The 19189-nt window shown below is 40.5% G+C and carries 15 protein-coding genes; 11 read left to right on the top strand and 4 right to left on the bottom strand.

Annotation, left to right across the window (positions count from 1 at the left end):
• Positions 1-340, bottom strand: a 340-nt coding sequence (locus tag GEZ85_RS07010; RefSeq protein ID WP_153209884.1) for a helix-turn-helix domain-containing protein, incomplete at its 3' end; no start/stop codon positions are given.
• A 314-nt stretch (positions 341-654) separates the two neighbouring features.
• On the opposite strand from GEZ85_RS07010, the gene rpsL reads away from it, so the two are divergent.
• The 8 genes from rpsL to GEZ85_RS06965 all read left to right on the top strand — a co-directional run bounded on the left by rpsL (position 655) and on the right by GEZ85_RS06965 (position 10022).
• On the top strand, positions 655-1068 hold the full coding sequence (gene rpsL / locus GEZ85_RS07000; RefSeq protein WP_001142332.1) for a 30S ribosomal protein S12: 414 nt from the start codon (positions 655-657) through the stop codon (positions 1066-1068).
• A gap of 19 nt (positions 1069-1087) precedes the next feature.
• Positions 1088-1558 (top strand): 30S ribosomal protein S7, encoded by a 471-nt coding sequence (gene rpsG / locus GEZ85_RS06995; RefSeq protein ID WP_000087873.1) that lies wholly within the window; start codon positions 1088-1090, stop codon positions 1556-1558.
• A 279-nt stretch (positions 1559-1837) separates the two neighbouring features.
• Complete coding sequence (fusA, locus tag GEZ85_RS06990) at positions 1838-3919, top strand: elongation factor G (RefSeq protein ID WP_000090348.1); 2082 nt, start codon at positions 1838-1840, stop codon at positions 3917-3919.
• Positions 3920-4243: 324 nt separating this feature from the next.
• A complete protein-coding gene (locus GEZ85_RS06985) occupies positions 4244-5944 on the top strand; it encodes an acetolactate synthase large subunit (protein ID WP_153209885.1) in 1701 nt (566 codons plus the stop codon).
• Positions 5937-6413, top strand: a complete 477-nt coding sequence (gene ilvN / locus GEZ85_RS06980; RefSeq protein ID WP_001253803.1) for an acetolactate synthase small subunit — start codon at positions 5937-5939, stop codon at positions 6411-6413. The genes GEZ85_RS06985 and ilvN overlap by 8 nt, the downstream gene beginning before the upstream one ends.
• A 170-nt stretch (positions 6414-6583) precedes the next feature.
• Entirely contained in the window at positions 6584-7606 is a 1023-nt protein-coding gene (gene ilvC, locus GEZ85_RS06975) for a ketol-acid reductoisomerase (RefSeq protein ID WP_000290683.1), read from the top strand.
• Between the two features lie 112 nt (positions 7607-7718).
• Complete coding sequence (gene ilvA, locus GEZ85_RS06970) at positions 7719-8969, top strand: threonine ammonia-lyase IlvA (RefSeq protein ID WP_000952975.1); 1251 nt, start codon at positions 7719-7721, stop codon at positions 8967-8969.
• A gap of 837 nt (positions 8970-9806) precedes the next feature.
• Positions 9807-10022, top strand: a complete 216-nt coding sequence (locus tag GEZ85_RS06965) for a capsule biosynthesis transcriptional regulator (RefSeq protein WP_001130035.1) — start codon at positions 9807-9809, stop codon at positions 10020-10022.
• A 90-nt stretch (positions 10023-10112) separates the two neighbouring features.
• On the opposite strand, the gene GEZ85_RS06960 is transcribed toward GEZ85_RS06965, so the two are convergent.
• Both GEZ85_RS06960 and GEZ85_RS06955 read right to left on the bottom strand, forming a co-directional pair.
• The gene (locus GEZ85_RS06960) at positions 10113-10853 is read right to left on the bottom strand and encodes an amino acid ABC transporter ATP-binding protein (protein WP_000189477.1); all 741 of its coding nucleotides are present in this window, start codon (positions 10851-10853) and stop codon (positions 10113-10115) included.
• Complete coding sequence (locus GEZ85_RS06955; RefSeq protein ID WP_153209886.1) at positions 10853-12418, bottom strand: ABC transporter substrate-binding protein/permease; 1566 nt, start codon at positions 12416-12418, stop codon at positions 10853-10855. Before GEZ85_RS06955 ends, GEZ85_RS06960 begins: the two co-directional genes overlap by 1 nt.
• Positions 12419-12556: 138 nt before the next feature.
• Between GEZ85_RS06955 and GEZ85_RS06950 the strand changes: the two genes are divergently transcribed.
• Complete coding sequence (locus GEZ85_RS06950; protein ID WP_153209887.1) at positions 12557-14446, top strand: DUF2207 domain-containing protein; 1890 nt, start codon at positions 12557-12559, stop codon at positions 14444-14446.
• A gap of 60 nt (positions 14447-14506) precedes the next feature.
• On the top strand, positions 14507-15352 hold the full coding sequence (locus GEZ85_RS06945; RefSeq protein WP_153209888.1) for an undecaprenyl-diphosphate phosphatase: 846 nt from the start codon (positions 14507-14509) through the stop codon (positions 15350-15352).
• A 33-nt stretch (positions 15353-15385) separates the two neighbouring features.
• On the opposite strand, the gene dinB is transcribed toward GEZ85_RS06945, so the two are convergent.
• Positions 15386-16447, bottom strand: a complete 1062-nt coding sequence (gene dinB / locus GEZ85_RS06940; RefSeq protein ID WP_153209889.1) for a DNA polymerase IV — start codon at positions 16445-16447, stop codon at positions 15386-15388.
• Between the two features lie 237 nt (positions 16448-16684).
• On the opposite strand from dinB, the gene pflB reads away from it, so the two are divergent.
• Positions 16685-19009 carry a formate C-acetyltransferase gene (gene pflB / locus GEZ85_RS06935; protein WP_000260631.1) on the top strand — a complete coding sequence of 775 codons (2325 nt, stop codon included), beginning with the start codon at positions 16685-16687 and terminating at the stop codon, positions 19007-19009.
• Positions 19010-19189: the final 180 nt, after the last annotated feature.

The following is a 19189-nucleotide window of genomic DNA, read 5'->3' as shown; positions in this document are numbered from 1 at the left end:
AGAAGGTCTTGGAATTGAGGGGAGTTCCTTCACGAGCTTCGACAAGAGTTTGTTCGTACTGCTTTTGAGCTTGCTTAGCGAGGTAGAAGATTTTTTTAAATCCACAATTTTGTCTTCTTTTAGGGCAACCGTTACAGACAAAGGGAGCCTTGTCGAGTAGAGGGCAAGGAAGGTTATGGCATGTAGACTCTCGGACTTGTCTGTTTCGTTTGACTTCTTTGGAAACAGTAGTTGGGCCTTTTAGAATAAGTTGGCCCATAGCTTTGAAGGTTTCACCGCGCTCTAAACCTAGCTGGATGTCATTACGGTCTGAAAGGGTAAGGTGTTTATGTTTTGTCATAGTAGATTTCATTTCTAACTCAAACGTCTCATACTTAATTCCACCATAAAAATCCGTTTTAGACTAATTTTCACTTTGACCAGCCAAGTGGAAGTTACTTTGAGAAGTTACCTAAAAAATTCTACCGCATACAAAAAAGAAAAATATCTTGACAACCAAGGGAAAAATTTGTTACAATAATAGACGGTACTTTTTACTTTTGGTCTCTCAAGAGTGTACAGGGACGTGCTGACAAATGTTGCAAAAGTACACACAGATGATAGCTGTCACCAAGTGTATCATCACCAAAAATAAAAAAACACAGGAGAATGTAGATGCCTACAATTAACCAATTGGTTCGCAAACCGCGTAAATCAAAAGTAGAAAAATCTAAATCACCAGCTTTGAACGTTGGTTACAACAGTCATAAAAAAGTTCAAACAAACGTTTCTTCACCACAAAAACGTGGTGTTGCAACTCGTGTTGGAACAATGACACCTAAAAAACCTAACTCAGCCCTTCGTAAATTTGCTCGTGTACGTTTGAGCAACCTTATCGAAGTTACTGCCTACATCCCAGGTATCGGACACAACTTGCAAGAGCACAGCGTGGTGCTTCTTCGTGGTGGACGTGTAAAAGACCTTCCAGGGGTACGTTACCATATCGTCCGTGGTGCACTTGATACTGCAGGTGTTAACGATCGTAAACAAGGCCGTTCTAAATACGGTACTAAACGTCCAAAAGCATAAGGAAAGGGGATAAAGAGAAATGAGTCGTAAAAATAGAGCTCCAAAACGTGACGTATTGCCAGATCCGCTTTACAATTCACAACTAGTTACTCGTCTTATCAACCGCGTTATGCTTGATGGTAAACGTGGTACAGCTGCTTCAATCGTTTACGGTGCCTTTGAGCAAATCAAAGAAGCTACTGGAAACGATGCACTTGAAGTATTTGAAACAGCTATGGAAAACATCATGCCTGTACTTGAAGTACGTGCACGTCGTGTTGGTGGTTCTAACTACCAAGTCCCAGTTGAAGTTCGTCCAGAACGTCGTACAACACTTGGACTTCGTTGGTTGGTAACAATCGCTCGTCTTCGTGGTGAACACACAATGCAAGATCGTCTTGCAAAAGAAATCTTGGATGCTGCTAACAACACTGGTGCAGCAGTTAAGAAACGTGAAGACACTCACCGTATGGCTGAAGCTAACCGTGCATTCGCACACTTCCGTTGGTAAAATCATGATGCTAGGAACGGTAAGGATGCAAGGTGAAAATAGGAAACTGACGCAGTATTCGACGAATACAAGGAAGTTTATCTTTTTCACACAGCATCCCGTTCCGGCTCAAATCGGCTAATTAACTCTAGCCCGAGTTCAATTCAATTTGTAAATCTACAAGTTGAAACCAACAATAGCATGAAAACATTGAGAACGGGTAGGTCCTGCCTATCCGTTTTTATTAAAATCATGTTATAATAGAATAGAAATCAAAAATAAATAGGAGAAACAAACCTCATGGCACGCGAATTTTCACTTGAAAAAACTCGTAATATCGGTATCATGGCTCACGTCGATGCTGGTAAAACAACAACTACTGAGCGTATTCTTTACTACACTGGTAAAATCCACAAAATCGGTGAAACTCACGAAGGTGCGTCACAAATGGACTGGATGGAGCAAGAGCAAGAGCGTGGTATCACTATCACATCTGCTGCGACAACAGCTCAATGGAACAACCACCGCGTAAACATCATCGACACACCAGGACACGTGGACTTCACAATCGAAGTACAACGTTCTCTTCGTGTATTGGATGGTGCGGTTACCGTTCTTGACTCACAATCAGGTGTTGAGCCTCAAACTGAAACAGTTTGGCGTCAAGCAACTGAGTATGGAGTTCCACGTATCGTATTTGCCAACAAAATGGACAAAATCGGTGCTGACTTCCTTTACTCTGTAAGCACACTTCATGATCGTCTTCAAGCAAATGCACACCCAATCCAATTGCCAATCGGTTCTGAAGATGACTTCCGTGGTATCATCGACTTGATCAAGATGAAAGCTGAAATCTATACTAACGACCTTGGTACAGATATCCTTGAAGAAGACATCCCAGCTGAATACCTTGACCAAGCTCAAGAATACCGTGAAAAATTGATCGAAGCAGTTGCTGAAACTGACGAAGAATTGATGATGAAATACCTCGAAGGTGAAGAAATCACTAACGAAGAATTGAAAGCTGGTATCCGTAAAGCAACTATCAACGTTGAATTCTTCCCAGTATTGTGTGGTTCTGCCTTCAAGAACAAAGGTGTTCAATTGATGCTTGATGCGGTTATTGACTACCTTCCAAGCCCACTTGACATCCCAGCGATCAAAGGTATCAACCCAGATACAGATGAAGAAGAAACTCGTCCAGCATCTGATGAAGAGCCATTTGCAGCTCTTGCCTTCAAGATCATGACAGACCCATTCGTAGGTCGTTTGACATTCTTCCGTGTATACTCAGGTGTTCTTCAATCAGGTTCATACGTATTGAACACTTCTAAAGGTAAACGTGAGCGTATCGGACGTATCCTTCAAATGCACGCTAACAGCCGTCAAGAAATCGACACTGTTTACTCAGGTGATATCGCTGCTGCCGTTGGTTTGAAAGATACTACAACTGGTGACTCATTGACAGATGAAAAAGCTAAAATCATCCTTGAGTCAATCAACGTTCCAGAACCAGTTATCCAATTGATGGTTGAACCAAAATCTAAAGCTGACCAAGACAAGATGGGTATTGCCCTTCAAAAATTGGCTGAAGAAGATCCAACATTCCGCGTTGAAACAAACGTTGAAACTGGTGAAACAGTTATCTCTGGTATGGGTGAGCTTCACCTTGACGTCCTTGTTGACCGTATGCGTCGTGAGTTCAAAGTTGAAGCGAACGTAGGTGCTCCTCAAGTATCTTACCGTGAAACATTCCGCGCTTCTACTCAAGCACGTGGATTCTTCAAACGTCAGTCTGGTGGTAAAGGTCAATTCGGTGATGTATGGATTGAATTTACTCCAAACGAAGAAGGTAAAGGATTCGAATTCGAAAACGCAATCGTCGGTGGTGTGGTTCCTCGTGAATTTATCCCAGCGGTTGAAAAAGGTTTGGTAGAATCTATGGCTAACGGTGTTCTTGCAGGTTACCCAATGGTTGACGTTAAAGCTAAACTTTACGATGGTTCATACCACGATGTCGACTCATCTGAAACTGCCTTCAAGATCGCGGCTTCACTTGCCCTTAAAGAAGCTGCTAAATCAGCACAACCAGCTATCCTTGAGCCAATGATGCTTGTAACAATCACTGTTCCAGAAGAAAACCTTGGTGATGTTATGGGTCACGTAACTGCTCGTCGTGGACGTGTAGATGGTATGGAAGCACACGGTAACAGCCAAATCGTTCGTGCTTACGTTCCACTTGCTGAAATGTTCGGTTACGCAACAGTTCTTCGTTCTGCATCTCAAGGACGTGGTACATTCATGATGGTATTTGACCACTACGAAGATGTACCTAAGTCAGTACAAGAAGAAATCATTAAGAAAAACAAAGGTGAAGACTAATCAGTCCTCACTCTAGAAGGAAGTCACTTAGTGGCTTCCTTTTTTGGATAGTTCCGATAAATTTTATAGATTCTGAAAACATGCACTCATAAAAATTTCATATAAAAATGAGTTAAAGTTATTTGCGGAAGAAATATATAATTATCAATAGAAATAAGTTGAAAAAAATATAAACTACCTTTTAAAAACTTATAAAAAAAGGAGAACATTCATAAATAAACGTTAAAATAGAAAATTCAGAAAATTTCTTCTTTTCTCTTGAAAATTTTTGAAAAAATGGTATGATAGTAACAAGTTATTTTTAAGAGAAGAGAAAGGGGAACAATGGAGAAAATCAGTTTAGAATCTCCTAAGACGGGGTCGGACCTAGTTTTGGAAACACTTCGTGATTTAGGAATTGATACCATCTTTGGTTATCCTGGTGGTGCAGTCTTGCCTTTTTATGATGCGATATATAATTTTAAAGGCATTCGCCACATTCTAGGACGCCATGAGCAAGGTTGTCTGCATGAAGCTGAAGGTTATGCCAAATCAACTGGAAAGTTGGGTGTTGCCGTCGTCACTAGCGGACCGGGAGCAACAAATGCCATTACAGGGATTGCGGATGCCATGAGCGACAGTGTTCCCCTTTTGGTCTTTACAGGTCAGGTGGCGCGAGCAGGGATTGGGAAGGATGCCTTTCAGGAGGCAGACATTGTGGGAATTACCATGCCAATCACTAAGTACAATTACCAAGTTCGTGAGACAGCTGATATCCCTCGAATCATTACGGAAGCTGTCCATATCGCAACTACAGGTCGACCAGGGCCAGTTGTCATTGACCTACCTAAAGACGTATCTGCTTTAGAAACGGACTTCATCTATTCACCAGAAGTGAACCTACCAAGCTATCAACCGACTCTTGAGCCAAATGATATGCAAATCAAGAAAATCTTGAAGCAATTATCCAAGGCTAAAAAGCCAGTCTTGCTAGCTGGTGGTGGAATTAGTTATGCTGAAGCAGCTGCAGAATTAAATGAATTTGCAGAACGCTATCAAATTCCAGTGGTAACCAGTCTTTTGGGACAAGGAACGATTGCAACGAGTCATCCACTCTTCCTTGGAATGGGAGGCATGCACGGGTCATTCGCAGCTAATATTGCCATGACAGAAGCGGACTTTATGATTAGTATTGGTTGCCGTTTCGATGACCGCTTGACGGGGAATCCTAAGACCTTCGCTAAGAATGCTAAGGTTGCTCACATTGATATTGACCCAGCTGAGATTGGCAAGATTATCAGTGCGGATATTCCTGTAGTTGGAGACGCTAAGAAAGCCTTGCAAATGTTGCTGGCCGAACCAACAATTCATAATAATACTGAGAAATGGATTGAGAAAGTCACTAAAGACAAGAACCGTGTTCGTTCTTATGACAAGAAAGAGCGTGTGGTTCAACCACAAGCCGTTATTGAACGCATCGGTGAGTTGACGAATGGAGATGCCATTGTGGTAACAGACGTTGGTCAACACCAAATGTGGACAGCCCAGTATTATCCTTACCAAAATGAACGTCAGTTAGTGACTTCAGGTGGTTTGGGAACCATGGGATTCGGAATTCCAGCAGCAATTGGAGCTAAAATTGCTAACCCAGATAAGGAAGTAGTCTTGTTTGTTGGGGATGGCGGTTTCCAAATGACTAACCAAGAATTGGCTATTTTGAACATTTACAGGGTGCCAATCAAGGTGGTTATGCTGAACAACCACTCACTTGGAATGGTCCGCCAGTGGCAGGAATCCTTCTATGAAGGTAGAACATCTGAGTCGGTCTTTGATACCCTTCCTGATTTCCAATTGATGGCGCAAGCTTACGGTATTAAAAACTATAAGTTTGACAATCCTGAGACCTTGGCTCAAGACCTTGAAGTCATCACTGAGAATGTTCCTATGCTAATCGAGGTAGATATTTCTCGTAAGGAACAGGTGTTACCGATGGTACCAGCTGGTAAGAGTAATCATGAGATGTTGGGGGTGAAGTTCCATGCGTAGAATGTTAACAGCAAAACTACAGAATCGATCAGGAGTCCTCAATCGCTTTACCGGTGTCCTGTCTCGTCGTCAGGTTAATATCGAAAGTATCTCTGTTGGAGCAACAGAAGATCCGAATGTATCGCGTATCACCATTATTATTGATGTTGCTTCACATGATGAGGTGGAGCAAATTATCAAACAGCTCAATCGTCAGATTGATGTGATTCGCATTCGTGATATTACAGACAAGCCTCATTTGGAGCGCGAGGTAATTTTGGTTAAGATGTCAGCGCCAGCTGAGAAGCGAGCTGAGATTCTAGCGATTATTCAACCTTTCCGTGCAACAGTGGTAGACGTAGCGCCAAGCTCGATTACCATTCAGATGACAGGAAATGCTGAAAAGAGTGAAGCTCTATTGCGAGTCATTCGACCATACGGTATTCGCAATATTGCTCGAACTGGTGCAACTGGATTTACCCGCGATTAATACTCTTCGAAAATCAAATTCAAATCACGTCAGCTTTGCCTTGCCGTACTCAAGTACAGCCTGCGGCTAGCTTCCTAATTTGCTCTTTGATTTTCATTGAGTATAAAAATATTTTAAATTTGTTAATCCAGCCTAAAAGGCAATAAATAATAGAAAAGAGAGAAAAAACTATGGCAGTTCAAATGGAATACGAAAAAGATGTTAAAGTAGCAGCACTTGACGGTAAAAAAATTGCCGTTATCGGTTATGGTTCACAAGGACATGCGCATGCACAAAACTTGCGTGATTCAGGTCGCGATGTCATCATCGGTGTACGTCCAGGTAAATCTTTTGATAAAGCAAAAGAAGATGGATTTGACACTTATACAGTAGCAGAAGCTACTAAATTGGCTGATGTTATCATGATTTTGGCACCAGACGAAATCCAACAAGAATTGTACGAAGCAGAAATCGCTCCAAACTTGGAAGCTGGAAACGCAGTTGGATTTGCTCACGGTTTCAACATCCACTTTGAATTTATCAAAGTTCCTGCGGATGTAGATGTTTTCATGTGTGCACCTAAAGGACCAGGACACTTAGTACGTCGTACTTATGAAGAAGGATTTGGTGTTCCAGCTCTTTACGCAGTATATCAAGATGCAACAGGAAATGCTAAAAACATTGCTATGGACTGGTGTAAAGGTGTTGGAGCGGCTCGTGTAGGTCTTCTTGAAACAACATACAAAGAAGAAACTGAAGAAGATTTGTTTGGTGAACAAGCTGTACTTTGTGGTGGTTTGACTGCCCTTATCGAAGCAGGTTTCGAAGTCTTGACAGAAGCAGGTTACGCTCCAGAATTGGCTTACTTTGAAGTTCTTCACGAAATGAAATTGATCGTTGACTTGATCTACGAAGGTGGATTCAAGAAAATGCGTCAATCAATTTCAAACACTGCTGAGTACGGTGACTATGTATCAGGTCCACGTGTGATTACTGAGCAAGTTAAAGAAAATATGAAAGCTGTCTTGGCAGACATCCAAAATGGTAAATTTGCAAATGACTTTGTAAATGACTATAAAGCTGGACGTCCCAAATTGACTGCTTACCGTGAACAAGCAGCTAACCTTGAAATTGAAAAAGTTGGTGCAGAATTGCGTAAAGCAATGCCTTTCGTTGGTAAAAATGACGACGATGCATTCAAAATCTATAACTAATTGATAGAAAGTAAGGTGAAGGCGAGTTGGGGGACTAACTCGCTTTTATAATCAATTCATCTCTTTTTAAAAGATGGATTACGATAAGTTTGAAATAGTCTAGGAGAAAATGATGTTAAGTTCAAAAGATATAATCAAGGCTCATAAAGTCTTGAACGGTGTGGTTGTGAATACCCCACTGGATTACGACCATTATTTATCGGAGAAGTATGGTGCTAAGATTTATTTGAAAAAGGAAAATGCTCAACGTGTTCGTTCTTTTAAAATTCGTGGTGCCTATTATGCCATTTCGCAGCTCAGCAAGGAAGAGCGTGAGCGTGGGGTAGTCTGTGCCTCTGCGGGGAATCATGCACAGGGAGTTGCCTATACTTGTAATGAAATGAAGATTCCTGCTACTATCTTTATGCCCATTACTACTCCGCAACAAAAAATTGGTCAAGTTCGCTTTTTTGGTGGGGACTTCGTAACTATTAAACTAGTTGGAGATACTTTTGATGCTTCTGCTAAAGCAGCTCAAGAATTTACAGTTTCTGAAAATCGTACCTTTATTGATCCCTTTGATGATGCCCATGTTCAAGCTGGTCAAGGGACAGTTGCTTATGAGATTTTAGAAGAGGCTCGAAAAGAATCGATTGATTTTGATGCTGTTTTGGTCCCTGTTGGCGGCGGTGGTCTCATTGCTGGGGTTTCTACCTATATCAAGGAAACAAGTCCAGAAATTGAAGTCATTGGGGTAGAGGCTAATGGAGCGCGTTCTATGAAGGCTGCCTTTGAAGCTGGTGGGCCTGTCAAACTAAAAGAAATTGACAAATTTGCAGATGGGATTGCTGTGCAAAAGGTAGGACAGTTGACCTATGAGGCAACTCGTCAACATGTTCAAACTTTGGTAGGTGTTGATGAGGGATTGATTTCTGAAACCTTGATTGACCTCTACTCTAAGCAAGGGATTGTCGCAGAACCTGCTGGAGCTGCTAGTATCGCTTCTTTAGAGGTTTTGGCTGAATATATCAAGGGGAAAACCATTTGTTGTATCATTTCTGGAGGAAATAATGATATCAACCGTATGCCAGAAATGGAAGAGCGTGCCTTGATTTATGATGGAATCAAGCATTACTTTGTGGTCAATTTTCCACAGCGCCCAGGGGCTTTGCGTGAATTTGTAAATGATATACTGGGGCCAAATGATGATATCACACGTTTTGAGTATATCAAACGAGCTAGCAAGGGGACAGGCCCAGTATTGATTGGGATTGCCTTGGCAGATAAGCATGATTATGCAGGCTTGATTCGTCGAATGGAAGGTTTTGATCCAGCTTATATTAACTTAAATGGTAACGAAACGCTCTATAATATGCTTGTCTGAGGACTAATAAAAAAATATCATATTATTTGCACAATCGATGTATAGGTGCTATAATTAAGATGAAGAAAGGGGGCGATTCCTATGGACTTAGGAAATCGATTACGCTATTTCTATCATAATTCATTATAGTACCTATGTTTTTTGATTCAGTTTATAGTAAGGGAGTAAAATTACTTGTTACATATAAGTAGTATTTTTAGAATCCACTATTTTATATATGTCTAATCTGAAATTTGGCTAAATATAATAGGAATTAGAAAAAATAATCAATACTAATGAGAAACCTTATACTGAGTTGACTGAGAAGAGTGATAAGATACTAAGAAGATAAAAACAGTAGAAAATGTTGGAAGATAGGATACTATTGTTTCTTAATTACTAATCTTTTTATTGGTTTAAAGAAACAAAAAGGAATCTTGATAAAGTAAATAAATAGTACCAGTTGAGCAAGTGAAAAGTGCTTATGCAGACAGGAAGAAAATCAAAGAAGGAGAAAGAATAGATAGTAATAGTGTGGAGAGAAAGTCGTCCGCTATTAGAAATATCATTTTAAAGTTAGATAAATAGAATAAAGTTGAAGATAAAACCTGTCTAATCTATCAAGGATTTGTATTTGCAAAGCATGAATATTTTTGCGAACAAAAGAGTTAATAATACAATTATTTTAAAGTATTTACTAATGGTTTATAGTAAGTAAAAACCTACATATTATAAGCTTTAATAAGATAGTAATAGAAAAATAAATCATTAATTTTATTGAATATATGTTTTTTTATTGACAAAAAGCATAAAAGCGTATACAATTAGATATCGTAAATAAGAAAATAGGAGAAAGACATGGCTAAGTCAAACTTTGAAAAAGTAGAATCAGTTGTTGGCTGGGTTCGTGATAAGAAAATCACAGGCTACCGTATCTCTAAAGAAACGAATGCGCGTGAAATGTCTATCATTGCTCTAGCTCAGGGGCGTGCAAAAGTTAAAAATATTTCGTTTGAAACGGCTCTAGGTTTAATTGATTTCTATGATAAAAATCATGAAAAATTTGAAGATTAATCTTTGGATAATGGTGGATTCTTGAATAGGGTCTGCCTTTTCATTTTTTGGCTAGTAAAAAGACTGCACGGTTGATGCAGCCTTTTCTTTTTATTTGAGATAGCGTTGAAGGAATTCTTTTGTACGGTCTTCTTTAGGATTGGTGAAGAGGTCTTCTGGTTTGCCTTCTTCAGCAATCACACCCTTATCCATAAAGATAACACGGTGAGAGACGTCACGGGCGAATTCCATTTCGTGGGTTACGACAATCATAGTCAAGCCTTCCTGAGCCAGATCTTGCATGATTTTGAGGACTTCTCCAACCATTTCTGGATCGAGAGCTGATGTTGGTTCATCAAAGAGAATGGCGTCCGGATTCATTGAAAGGGCACGAGCGATGGCTACACGTTGTTTTTGACCACCTGAGAGTTGTTTTGGTTTGGCTTGCCAGTAGCGTTCTCCCATGCCGACCTTTTCTAGGTTTTCTTTGGCAATCTTTTCAGCTTCTGTACGTTCGCGTTTAAGGACAGTTGTCTGAGCGACAATTGTGTTTTCAAGCACGTTGAGATTTTCAAAGAGGTTAAAGGATTGGAAAACCATTCCCAACTTTTCACGGTATTGCGTGAGGTCATAGCCTTTTTCGAGGACGTTTTGTCCATGATAAAGGATTTGTCCATCAGTTGGCGTTTCAAGGAGGTTAATGGAGCGTAGGAAGGTTGATTTTCCGCTTCCAGAGCTTCCGATGATAGAGATGACCTCTCCCTTGTGGACAGTCAGAGAAATGTCTTTTAGCACTTCGTTTTGTCCATAGGATTTTTTGAGGTGTTTAATTTCAAGGATTGCTTGTGTCATTATTTCAAATCCTCCGTTTGCATTTGGTTAGCACCTGTAGTATAGGTATCCATGTCCATGCGGCGTTCGATGAAGCGTAGGATACGTGTTACGGTAAAGGTGAGGACAAAGTAAATCACGGCGATGATTGTAAATGTCTGGAAGTATTGATAGGTTTGCGTTGCCACGGTATTTCCTGAGAAATAAAGTTCGACAACAGAGATAACGTTCAATACAGATGTATCTTTGATATTGATGACAAATTCATTACCAGTTGCTGGTAGGATATTGCGGACAACCTGAGGTAGGACAATCTTACGCATGGTTTGGTTATGAGTCATACCAAGAGCAGTCGCAGCTTCAAATTGTCCCTTGTCAACTGCCAGGATACCACCACGAACGATTTCGGTCATGTAGGCACCGGTATTGATTGAAACGATGAAGATAGCAGCCAGTGTACGGTCAAGGTTGATACCGAAAGCTTGGGCAGTTCCATAGTAGATAACCATCGATTGAACGATCATTGGAGTACCACGGAAAATTTCAATGTAGACGTTGAGGATCCAGCTGACTAGTTTTTGTAGGCCATAAATGGCTTTATTCTCAGAGAGAGGAGCAGTACGGAAAACACCAATGGCAAGGCCGATAATGAGACCTGTGATGGTTCCGACGATAGAGATTAAAAGAGTGACACCAGCACCACGCAAAAGTTGTTGCCAGTTTTCAGAAAGAATTTTAGCGACTTGGCTAAAGAAACTACTGCTAGTCTCTTCAGTTGTTGTAGCTTCGGCAGGTTGTTCCTTGATCATACGATCCATCAAGGCAACTTGATCGTCTTTTGAAATGGTTTCAATGCTGGCATTGATTTGGCTAATACGGTTGTCATCTTTACGAAGTCCAATGGCGATAGCTGTATCTTCTTCCCCCGTTTTGAAACCTGGTTCTACTTGAACCATTTTAAACTTAGAGTTAGCAGCTTCGGCAGTCAGAGCTTCTGGGCGTTCAGAAACATAAGCATCGATGACACCAGCCTCAAGAGCTTGGCGCATTTGAGCGAAGTCTCCCATGGCTGTTTCTTTTTTAGCGCCCGGGATTTGTGTAATCAAGTCGTAGAGGTAGACACCTTGTTGAGAAGTGATTTTCGCACCGTTAAAGTCATCCAAAGATTTAGCACTTGCGTAGGCAGAATCTTTTTTGACAAGCAAAACTGGTTCGCTAGTGTAGTAACTGCTTGAAAATGCAATTTCTTGTTTGCGTTCGGCAGTAGGACTCATACCTGCGATAATCATGTCAATCTTACCAGAAGTAAGGGCAGGAACTAGACCTTCCCACTTTGTTTTAACAACCAAAGGTTCTTTACCTAAGTCCTTAGCGATTTTCTTGGCGATTTGAACATCGTATCCGTTAGCATACTGGTTAGTCCCATCGATTTTGACAGCCCCATTGCTATCATCATCCTGAGTCCAGTTAAAGGGAGCATATGCTGCTTCCATCCCGATGCGTAAATATTCATCGGCTTGGGCAACATTGACAAGTCCCAGCATCAGCAAGAGACTTGTGAAAATAGATAAGTATATTTTTCTCATGATTTCTCCTATTTCTAATCTATTAAAAAATAACTGTCTCCTATTTTATCGAAAAAAACTCTATTTTTCAATATAGGTAAGCCCTTACTTGAGAAAAAATGATATAATAATAGCAAAGATAAAAAGGGGGCTTAGTTGATGAAAAAAACTTTTTTCTTACTAGTGTTAGGCTTGTTTTGCCTTCTGCCATTCTCTGTTTTTGCCATTGATTTTAAGATAAACTCTTATCAAGGTGATTTGTATATTCATGCAGACAATACGGCAGAATTTAGACAGAAGATAGTTTATCAGTTTGAGGAGGACTTTAAGGGGCAAATCGTGGGACTGGGACGTGCTGGCAAGATGCCTAGTGGATTTGACATTGACCCTCATCCAAAGGTTCAGGCATCGAAAAATGGTGATGAACTAGCAGACGTTACTAGCGAAGTGATAGAAGGCGCAGATGGTTATACTGTTAAAGTTTATAATCCAGGTCAGGAGGGTGACACAGTTGAAGTTGACCTTGTCTGGAATTTAAAGAACTTGCTTTTTCTTTATGAAGATATCGCTGAATTAAATTGGCAACCTTTAACAGACAGTTCAGGGGCTATTGGAAAGTTTGAATTTCATGTAAGGGGAGAAAAGGAGGCTGAAAAACTCTACTTCCATACAGGGAAACTCTTTAAAGAAGGAACGATTGAAAAGAGTAACCTTGATTATACTATTCGTTTAGATAATCTTCCGTCTAAGCGTGGAGTTGAATTGCATGCCTATTGGCCTCGAACTGATTTTGCTAGCGCTACGGATCAGGGCTTGAAAGGAAATCGTTTAGAAGAGTTTAATAAGATAGAAGACTCGATTGTTAGAGAAAAAGATCAGAGTATGCAGCTCGTCACTTGGGTGTTTCCTTTGATACTTTCCATTTCCTTGTTATTGAGTGTCTGCTTCTATTTTATTTATAGAAGAAAGACCACTCCTTCAGTCAAATATGCCAAAAATCATCGTCTCTATGAGCCACCAATGGAATTAGAACCAATGGTTTTATCGGAGGCTATTTACTCGACCTCCTTGGAGGAAGTGAGTCCCTTAGTCAAGGGGGCTGGCAAATTTACCTTTGACCAACTTATTCAAGCTACCTTGCTAGATGTGATAGACCGTGGGAATGTTTCTATTATTTCAGAAGGAGATGCAGTTGGCTTGAGACTGGTGAAAGAAGATGGCTTGTCAAGTTTTGAGAAAGACTGTCTAAATCTGGCTTTTTCAGGCAAAAAAGAAGAAACTCTTTCCAATTTGTTTGCGGATTACAAGGTATCTGATAGTCTTTATCGTAGAGCCAAAGCTTCTGATGAAAAACGGATTCAAGCAAAGGGGCGTCAGCTCAAATCTTCTTTTGAAGAAGTATTGAACCAGATGCAAGAAGGAGTGAGAAAACGAATTTCCTTCTGGGGGCTCCCAGATTATTATCGTCCTTTAACTGGTGGGGAAAAGGCCTTGCAAGTGGGTATGGGGGTCTTGACTATCTTGCCCCTATTTATCGGATTTGGTTTGTTCTTGTACAGTTTGGATGTTTATGGATATCTTTACATCCCCTTGCCAATACTTGGTTTTTTAGGTTTGGTGTTGGCTGTTTTCTATTATTGGAAGCTTCGATTAGATAATCGTGATGGTGTCCTAAATGAAGCAGGAGCAGAAGTATACTATCTCTGGACCAGTTTTGAAAATATGTTGCGTGAGATTGCAAGATTGGATCAGGCTGAATTGGAAAGTATTGTGGTCTGGAATCGCCTCTTGGTCTATGCGACCTTATTTGGCTATGCGGACAAGGTCAGCCATTTGATGAAGGTTCATCAGATTAAAGTGGAAAATCCAGATATCAATCTATATGTAGCTTATGGTTGGAATAGTATGTTTTATCATTCAAGCGCGCAAATGAGCCATTATGCCAGTGTCGCAAACACAGCAAGTACCTATTCCGTATCTTCTGGAAATGGAAGTTCTGGTGGTGGCTTCTCCGGAGGTGGCGGCGGGGGCAGTATCGGTGCCTTTTAAAGAGAGCTATCAATGGCTGAAAAAATATGCTATAATGGAAGATAGAAAAAGGAGTAATCTATGTATCTTATTGAAATTTTAAAATCTATCTTCTTCGGTATTGTTGAAGGAATTACGGAATGGCTGCCGATTTCAAGTACAGGTCACTTGATTTTAGCAGAGGAATTTATCCAATACCAAAATCAGAGTGAAGCCTTTATGTCCATGTTTAATGTCGTGATTCAGCTTGGTGCTATTTTAGCAGTTATGGTGATTTACTTTAACAAGCTCAATCCCTTCAAACCGACTAAGGACAAGCAGGAAGTTCGTAAGACTTGGAGACTGTGGTTGAAGGTCTTGGTTGCCACTTTGCCTTTACTTGCCGTCTTTAAATTTGATGATTGGTTTGATACCCACTTCCATAACATGGTTTCTGTTGCTCTCATGTTGATTATCTATGGGATTGCCTTTATCTATTTGGAAAAGCGCAATGAAGCGCGTGCTATAGAGCCAAGTGTAACAGAGTTGGACAAACTTCCTTATACGACAGCATTCTATATCGGACTCTTCCAAGTTCTTGCCCTTTTACCAGGAACTAGCCGTTCAGGAGCGACTATTGTCGGTGGTTTGTTAAATGGAACCAGTCGTTCTGTTGTGACGGAATTTACCTTCTATCTTGGAATTCCTGTTATGTTTGGAGCTAGTGCCTTAAAGATTTTCAAATTTATAAAAGCAGGACAACTCTTGAGCTTTGGGCAATTGTTCTTGCTCTTGGTTGCGATGGGAGTAGCCTTTGCAGTCAGCATGGTCGCTATTCGCTTTTTGACAAGCTATGTGAAAAAACACGACTTTACTCTTTTTGGTAAATACCGTATCGTACTCGGTAGTGTCTTGTTGCTCTATAGTTTTGTGCGTTTATTTGTATAAGAAAAAACCTTGAAGGGACAGCTCTTCAAGGTTTTAAAATCCAGTCACAGTAATCCCCAACAGGCGGATACCTCTTTCTTTCTCGCTTAATTTTTCATAGAGCTGCAGGGCAATTTGGCTTATCTGAGTAGCGTCCTGTGTTTTTTGAGCAAGACTTTTTCGTTTAGTAAGAGTTGAAAAGTCCTCGTAGCGGATTTTCAAAATGACAATTTTTCCAGCTTTTTCTTGTTGATGTAGATTGAGAGCGACTCTTTCTGATAGGAGAGTCAGCTCTTTTTTGATGTCTTCCTCAGCACGTAGAATCTTCCCATAGGTTTTCTCCTTCCCGATTGATTTACGGATACGATTGGATTTGACTGGGGAATTGTGGATGCCACGAGCCTTTCGATAAAGGTCATAGCCCAGCCTGCCAAAACGGTCTATTAGGGTTACCTCAGGGACTTCAAGCAAATCAGCGCCGGTAAAAACGCCCATTTGATGAAGACGTTCTACCGTCTTTTTTCCTACTCCATGAAACTTGGAAATATCCATTTGTTTGAGAAAGTCCTCAGCCTGGTCAGGTAGAATCACTGTCAGACCATGTGGCTTTTGATAATCACTGGCCATTTTAGCTAAGAATTTGTTGTAAGAAACACCAGCAGAAGCAGTTAGATGGAGTTCTTGCCAGATATCTTCTTGAATGAGGCGAGCGATTTTGACCGCTGACTTGATACCGAGTTTATTTTCTGTTACATCCAAGTAGGCTTCGTCAATACTCATAGGTTCAATCAAATCTGTATAGCGCTTAAAAATAGCTCTAATCTGGAGTCCCACAGTCTTGTATTTCTCATAATTCCCTGAGATGAAGACAGCCTGGGGACAACGCTCATAGGCTTCCTTGGAACTCATGGCTGAATGGACACCAAAAGCTCGTGCCTCATAGCTACAGGTAGAAACGACTCCCCGTCCACCTGTTTGCCGAGGGTCACTTCCGATAATGACAGGTTTTCCTCTGAGTTTAGGATTATCTCTGATTTCCACCGCAGCAAAAAAGGCATCCATGTCAATATGGATGATTTTTCTTGACAAATTATTTAATAAGGGAAAAATCAACATGCCTAGCACCTTTTTACTACTTATTTTCTCTTATTATACCCTTTTTTCTGAAAAAAAGGAAAAAAGGCTTTATTTTTTCAAAAATATAATACAGTTCGGAACAAAATATAGACTGTTTTAGAAAAGAAAGTGTAAAAACAGGGAATTCCCACTTGTTGAAATCGGTTACTGTGTGGTATACTTGTCTCATGAATGTAACAGATGGTTGTTACTAGAAAGAAAAAAGAGGACATTAACATGGTTGTTAAGACAGTTGTTGAAGCACAAGATATTTTTGACAAAGCTTGGGAAGGCTTCAAAGGCGTAGATTGGAAAGAAAAAGCAAGTGTATCACGCTTCGTACAAGCTAACTACACACCTTATGATGGAGACGAAAGCTTCCTCGCAGGACCAACAGAACGTTCACTTCACATCAAAAAAATTGTAGAAGAAACTAAAGCACACTACGAAGAAACTCGTTTCCCAATGGACACTCGTCCAACATCTATCGCTGATATCCCTGCTGGATTTATCGATAAAGAAAATGAAGTTATCTTCGGTATCCAAAATGATGAACTATTCAAATTGAACTTCATGCCAAAAGGTGGTATCCGTATGGCTGAAACTACTTTGAAAGAAAATGGATACGAACCAGATCCAGCTGTTCACGAAATCTTTACTAAATACGTAACAACAGTTAACGACGGTATCTTCCGTGCTTACACTTCAAACATCCGTCGTGCTCGTCACGCTCACACTGTAACTGGTCTTCCAGATGCATACTCACGCGGACGTATCATCGGTGTTTACGCACGTCTTGCTCTTTACGGTGCAGACTACTTGATGCAAGAAAAAGTAAACGACTGGAATGCAATCGAAGAAATCGATGAAGAAACAATCCGTCTTCGTGAAGAAATCAATCTTCAATACCAAGCGTTGCAACAAGTTGTTCGCTTGGGTGACCTTTACGGAGTTGACGTTCGCAAACCAGCGATGAACGTTAAAGAAGCAATCCAATGGGTTAACATCGCCTTCATGTCTGTCTGCCGTGTTATCAACGGTGCTGCTACATCTCTAGGACGTGTACCAATCGTATTGGATATCTTTGCAGAACGTGACCTTGCTCGTGGTACATTTACTGAATCAGAAATCCAAGAATTCGTTGATGATTTCGTTATGAAACTTCGTACAGTTAAATTTGCTCGTACAAAAGCTTACGACCAATTGTACTCAGGTGACCCAACTTTCATCACAACTTCTATGGCTGGTATGGGTAACGACGGTCGTCACCGTGTTACTAAGATGGACTACCGTTTCTTGAACACTCTTGACAACATCGGTAACTCTCCAGAACCAAACTTGACAGTTCTTTGGACTGATAAATTGCCATACAACTTCCGTCGCTACTGTATGCACATGAGCCACAAACACTCTTCTATCCAATACGAAGGTGTAACAACAATGGCTAAAGACGGATATGGTGAAATGAGCTGTATCTCATGCTGTGTGTCTCCACTTGACCCAGAAAATGAAGAACAACGCCACAACATCCAGTACTTCGGTGCACGTGTAAACGTATTGAAAGCCCTTCTTACTGGTTTGAACGGTGGTTACGACGATGTTCACAAAGACTACAAAGTATTTGACATCGAACCAATCCGTGACGAAGTTCTTGAATTCGAATCAGTTAAAGCTAACTTTGAAAAATCTCTTGACTGGTTGACTGATACTTACGTAGATGCTTTGAACATCATTCACTACATGACTGATAAGTACAACTACGAAGCTGTTCAAATGGCATTCTTGCCAACTAAACAACGTGCCAACATGGGATTCGGTATCTGTGGATTTGCCAACACTGTTGATACATTGTCAGCTATCAAATACGCTACAGTTAAACCAATCCGTGATGAAAATGGCTACATCTATGATTACGAAACAATCGGTGAATACCCACGTTGGGGTGAAGATGACCCACGTTCAAACGAATTGGCAGAATGGTTGATCGAAGCTTACACAACTCGTCTACGTAGCCACAAACTTTACAAAGACGCTGAAGCTACAGTATCACTTTTGACAATCACATCTAACGTTGCTTACTCTAAACAAACTGGTAACTCACCAGTCCACAAAGGTGTATACCTCAACGAAGATGGTTCTGTGAACTTGTCTAAACTTGAATTCTTCTCACCAGGTGCTAACCCATCTAATAAAGCTAAAGGTGGATGGTTGCAAAACTTGAACTCACTTTCTAGCCTTGACTTTAGTTATGCAGCTGATGGTATCTCATTGACTACACAAGTATCACCTCGCGCTCTTGGTAAGACTCGTGACGAACAAGTTGATAACTTGGTAACAATCCTTGATGGTTACTTCGAAAACGGTGGACAACACGTTAACTTGAACGTTATGGACTTGAACGATGTTTACGAAAAAATCATGTCAGGCGAAGACGTTATCGTACGTATCTCTGGATACTGTGTAAACACTAAATACCTCACTCCAGAACAAAAAACTGAATTGACACAACGTGTCTTCCACGAAGTTCTTTCAATGGATGATGCCTTGGATGCGTTGAGCTAAGATTATATAAAATAATACAAAGAAGGACTAGTTAAAAGCTAGTTCTTCTTTTTTGGCTCTATAATATTTGTAGTGGGTAAATCCCCTATGGATATTATGGAGCCTATTTTGTTGTAGAAAAAAAGTCCCATATCATCTATAATGAAAAGCGACCAAACTATCATTAGAAAGAATCATATG

The sequence above is a fragment of the Streptococcus mitis genome, assembly GCF_009496205.1.
Classification (GTDB): domain Bacteria; phylum Bacillota; class Bacilli; order Lactobacillales; family Streptococcaceae; genus Streptococcus; species Streptococcus mitis_BN.
The sequence above is the reverse complement of the archived record's forward strand: the minus strand, read 5'-3'. Positions and strand labels throughout refer to the sequence as shown.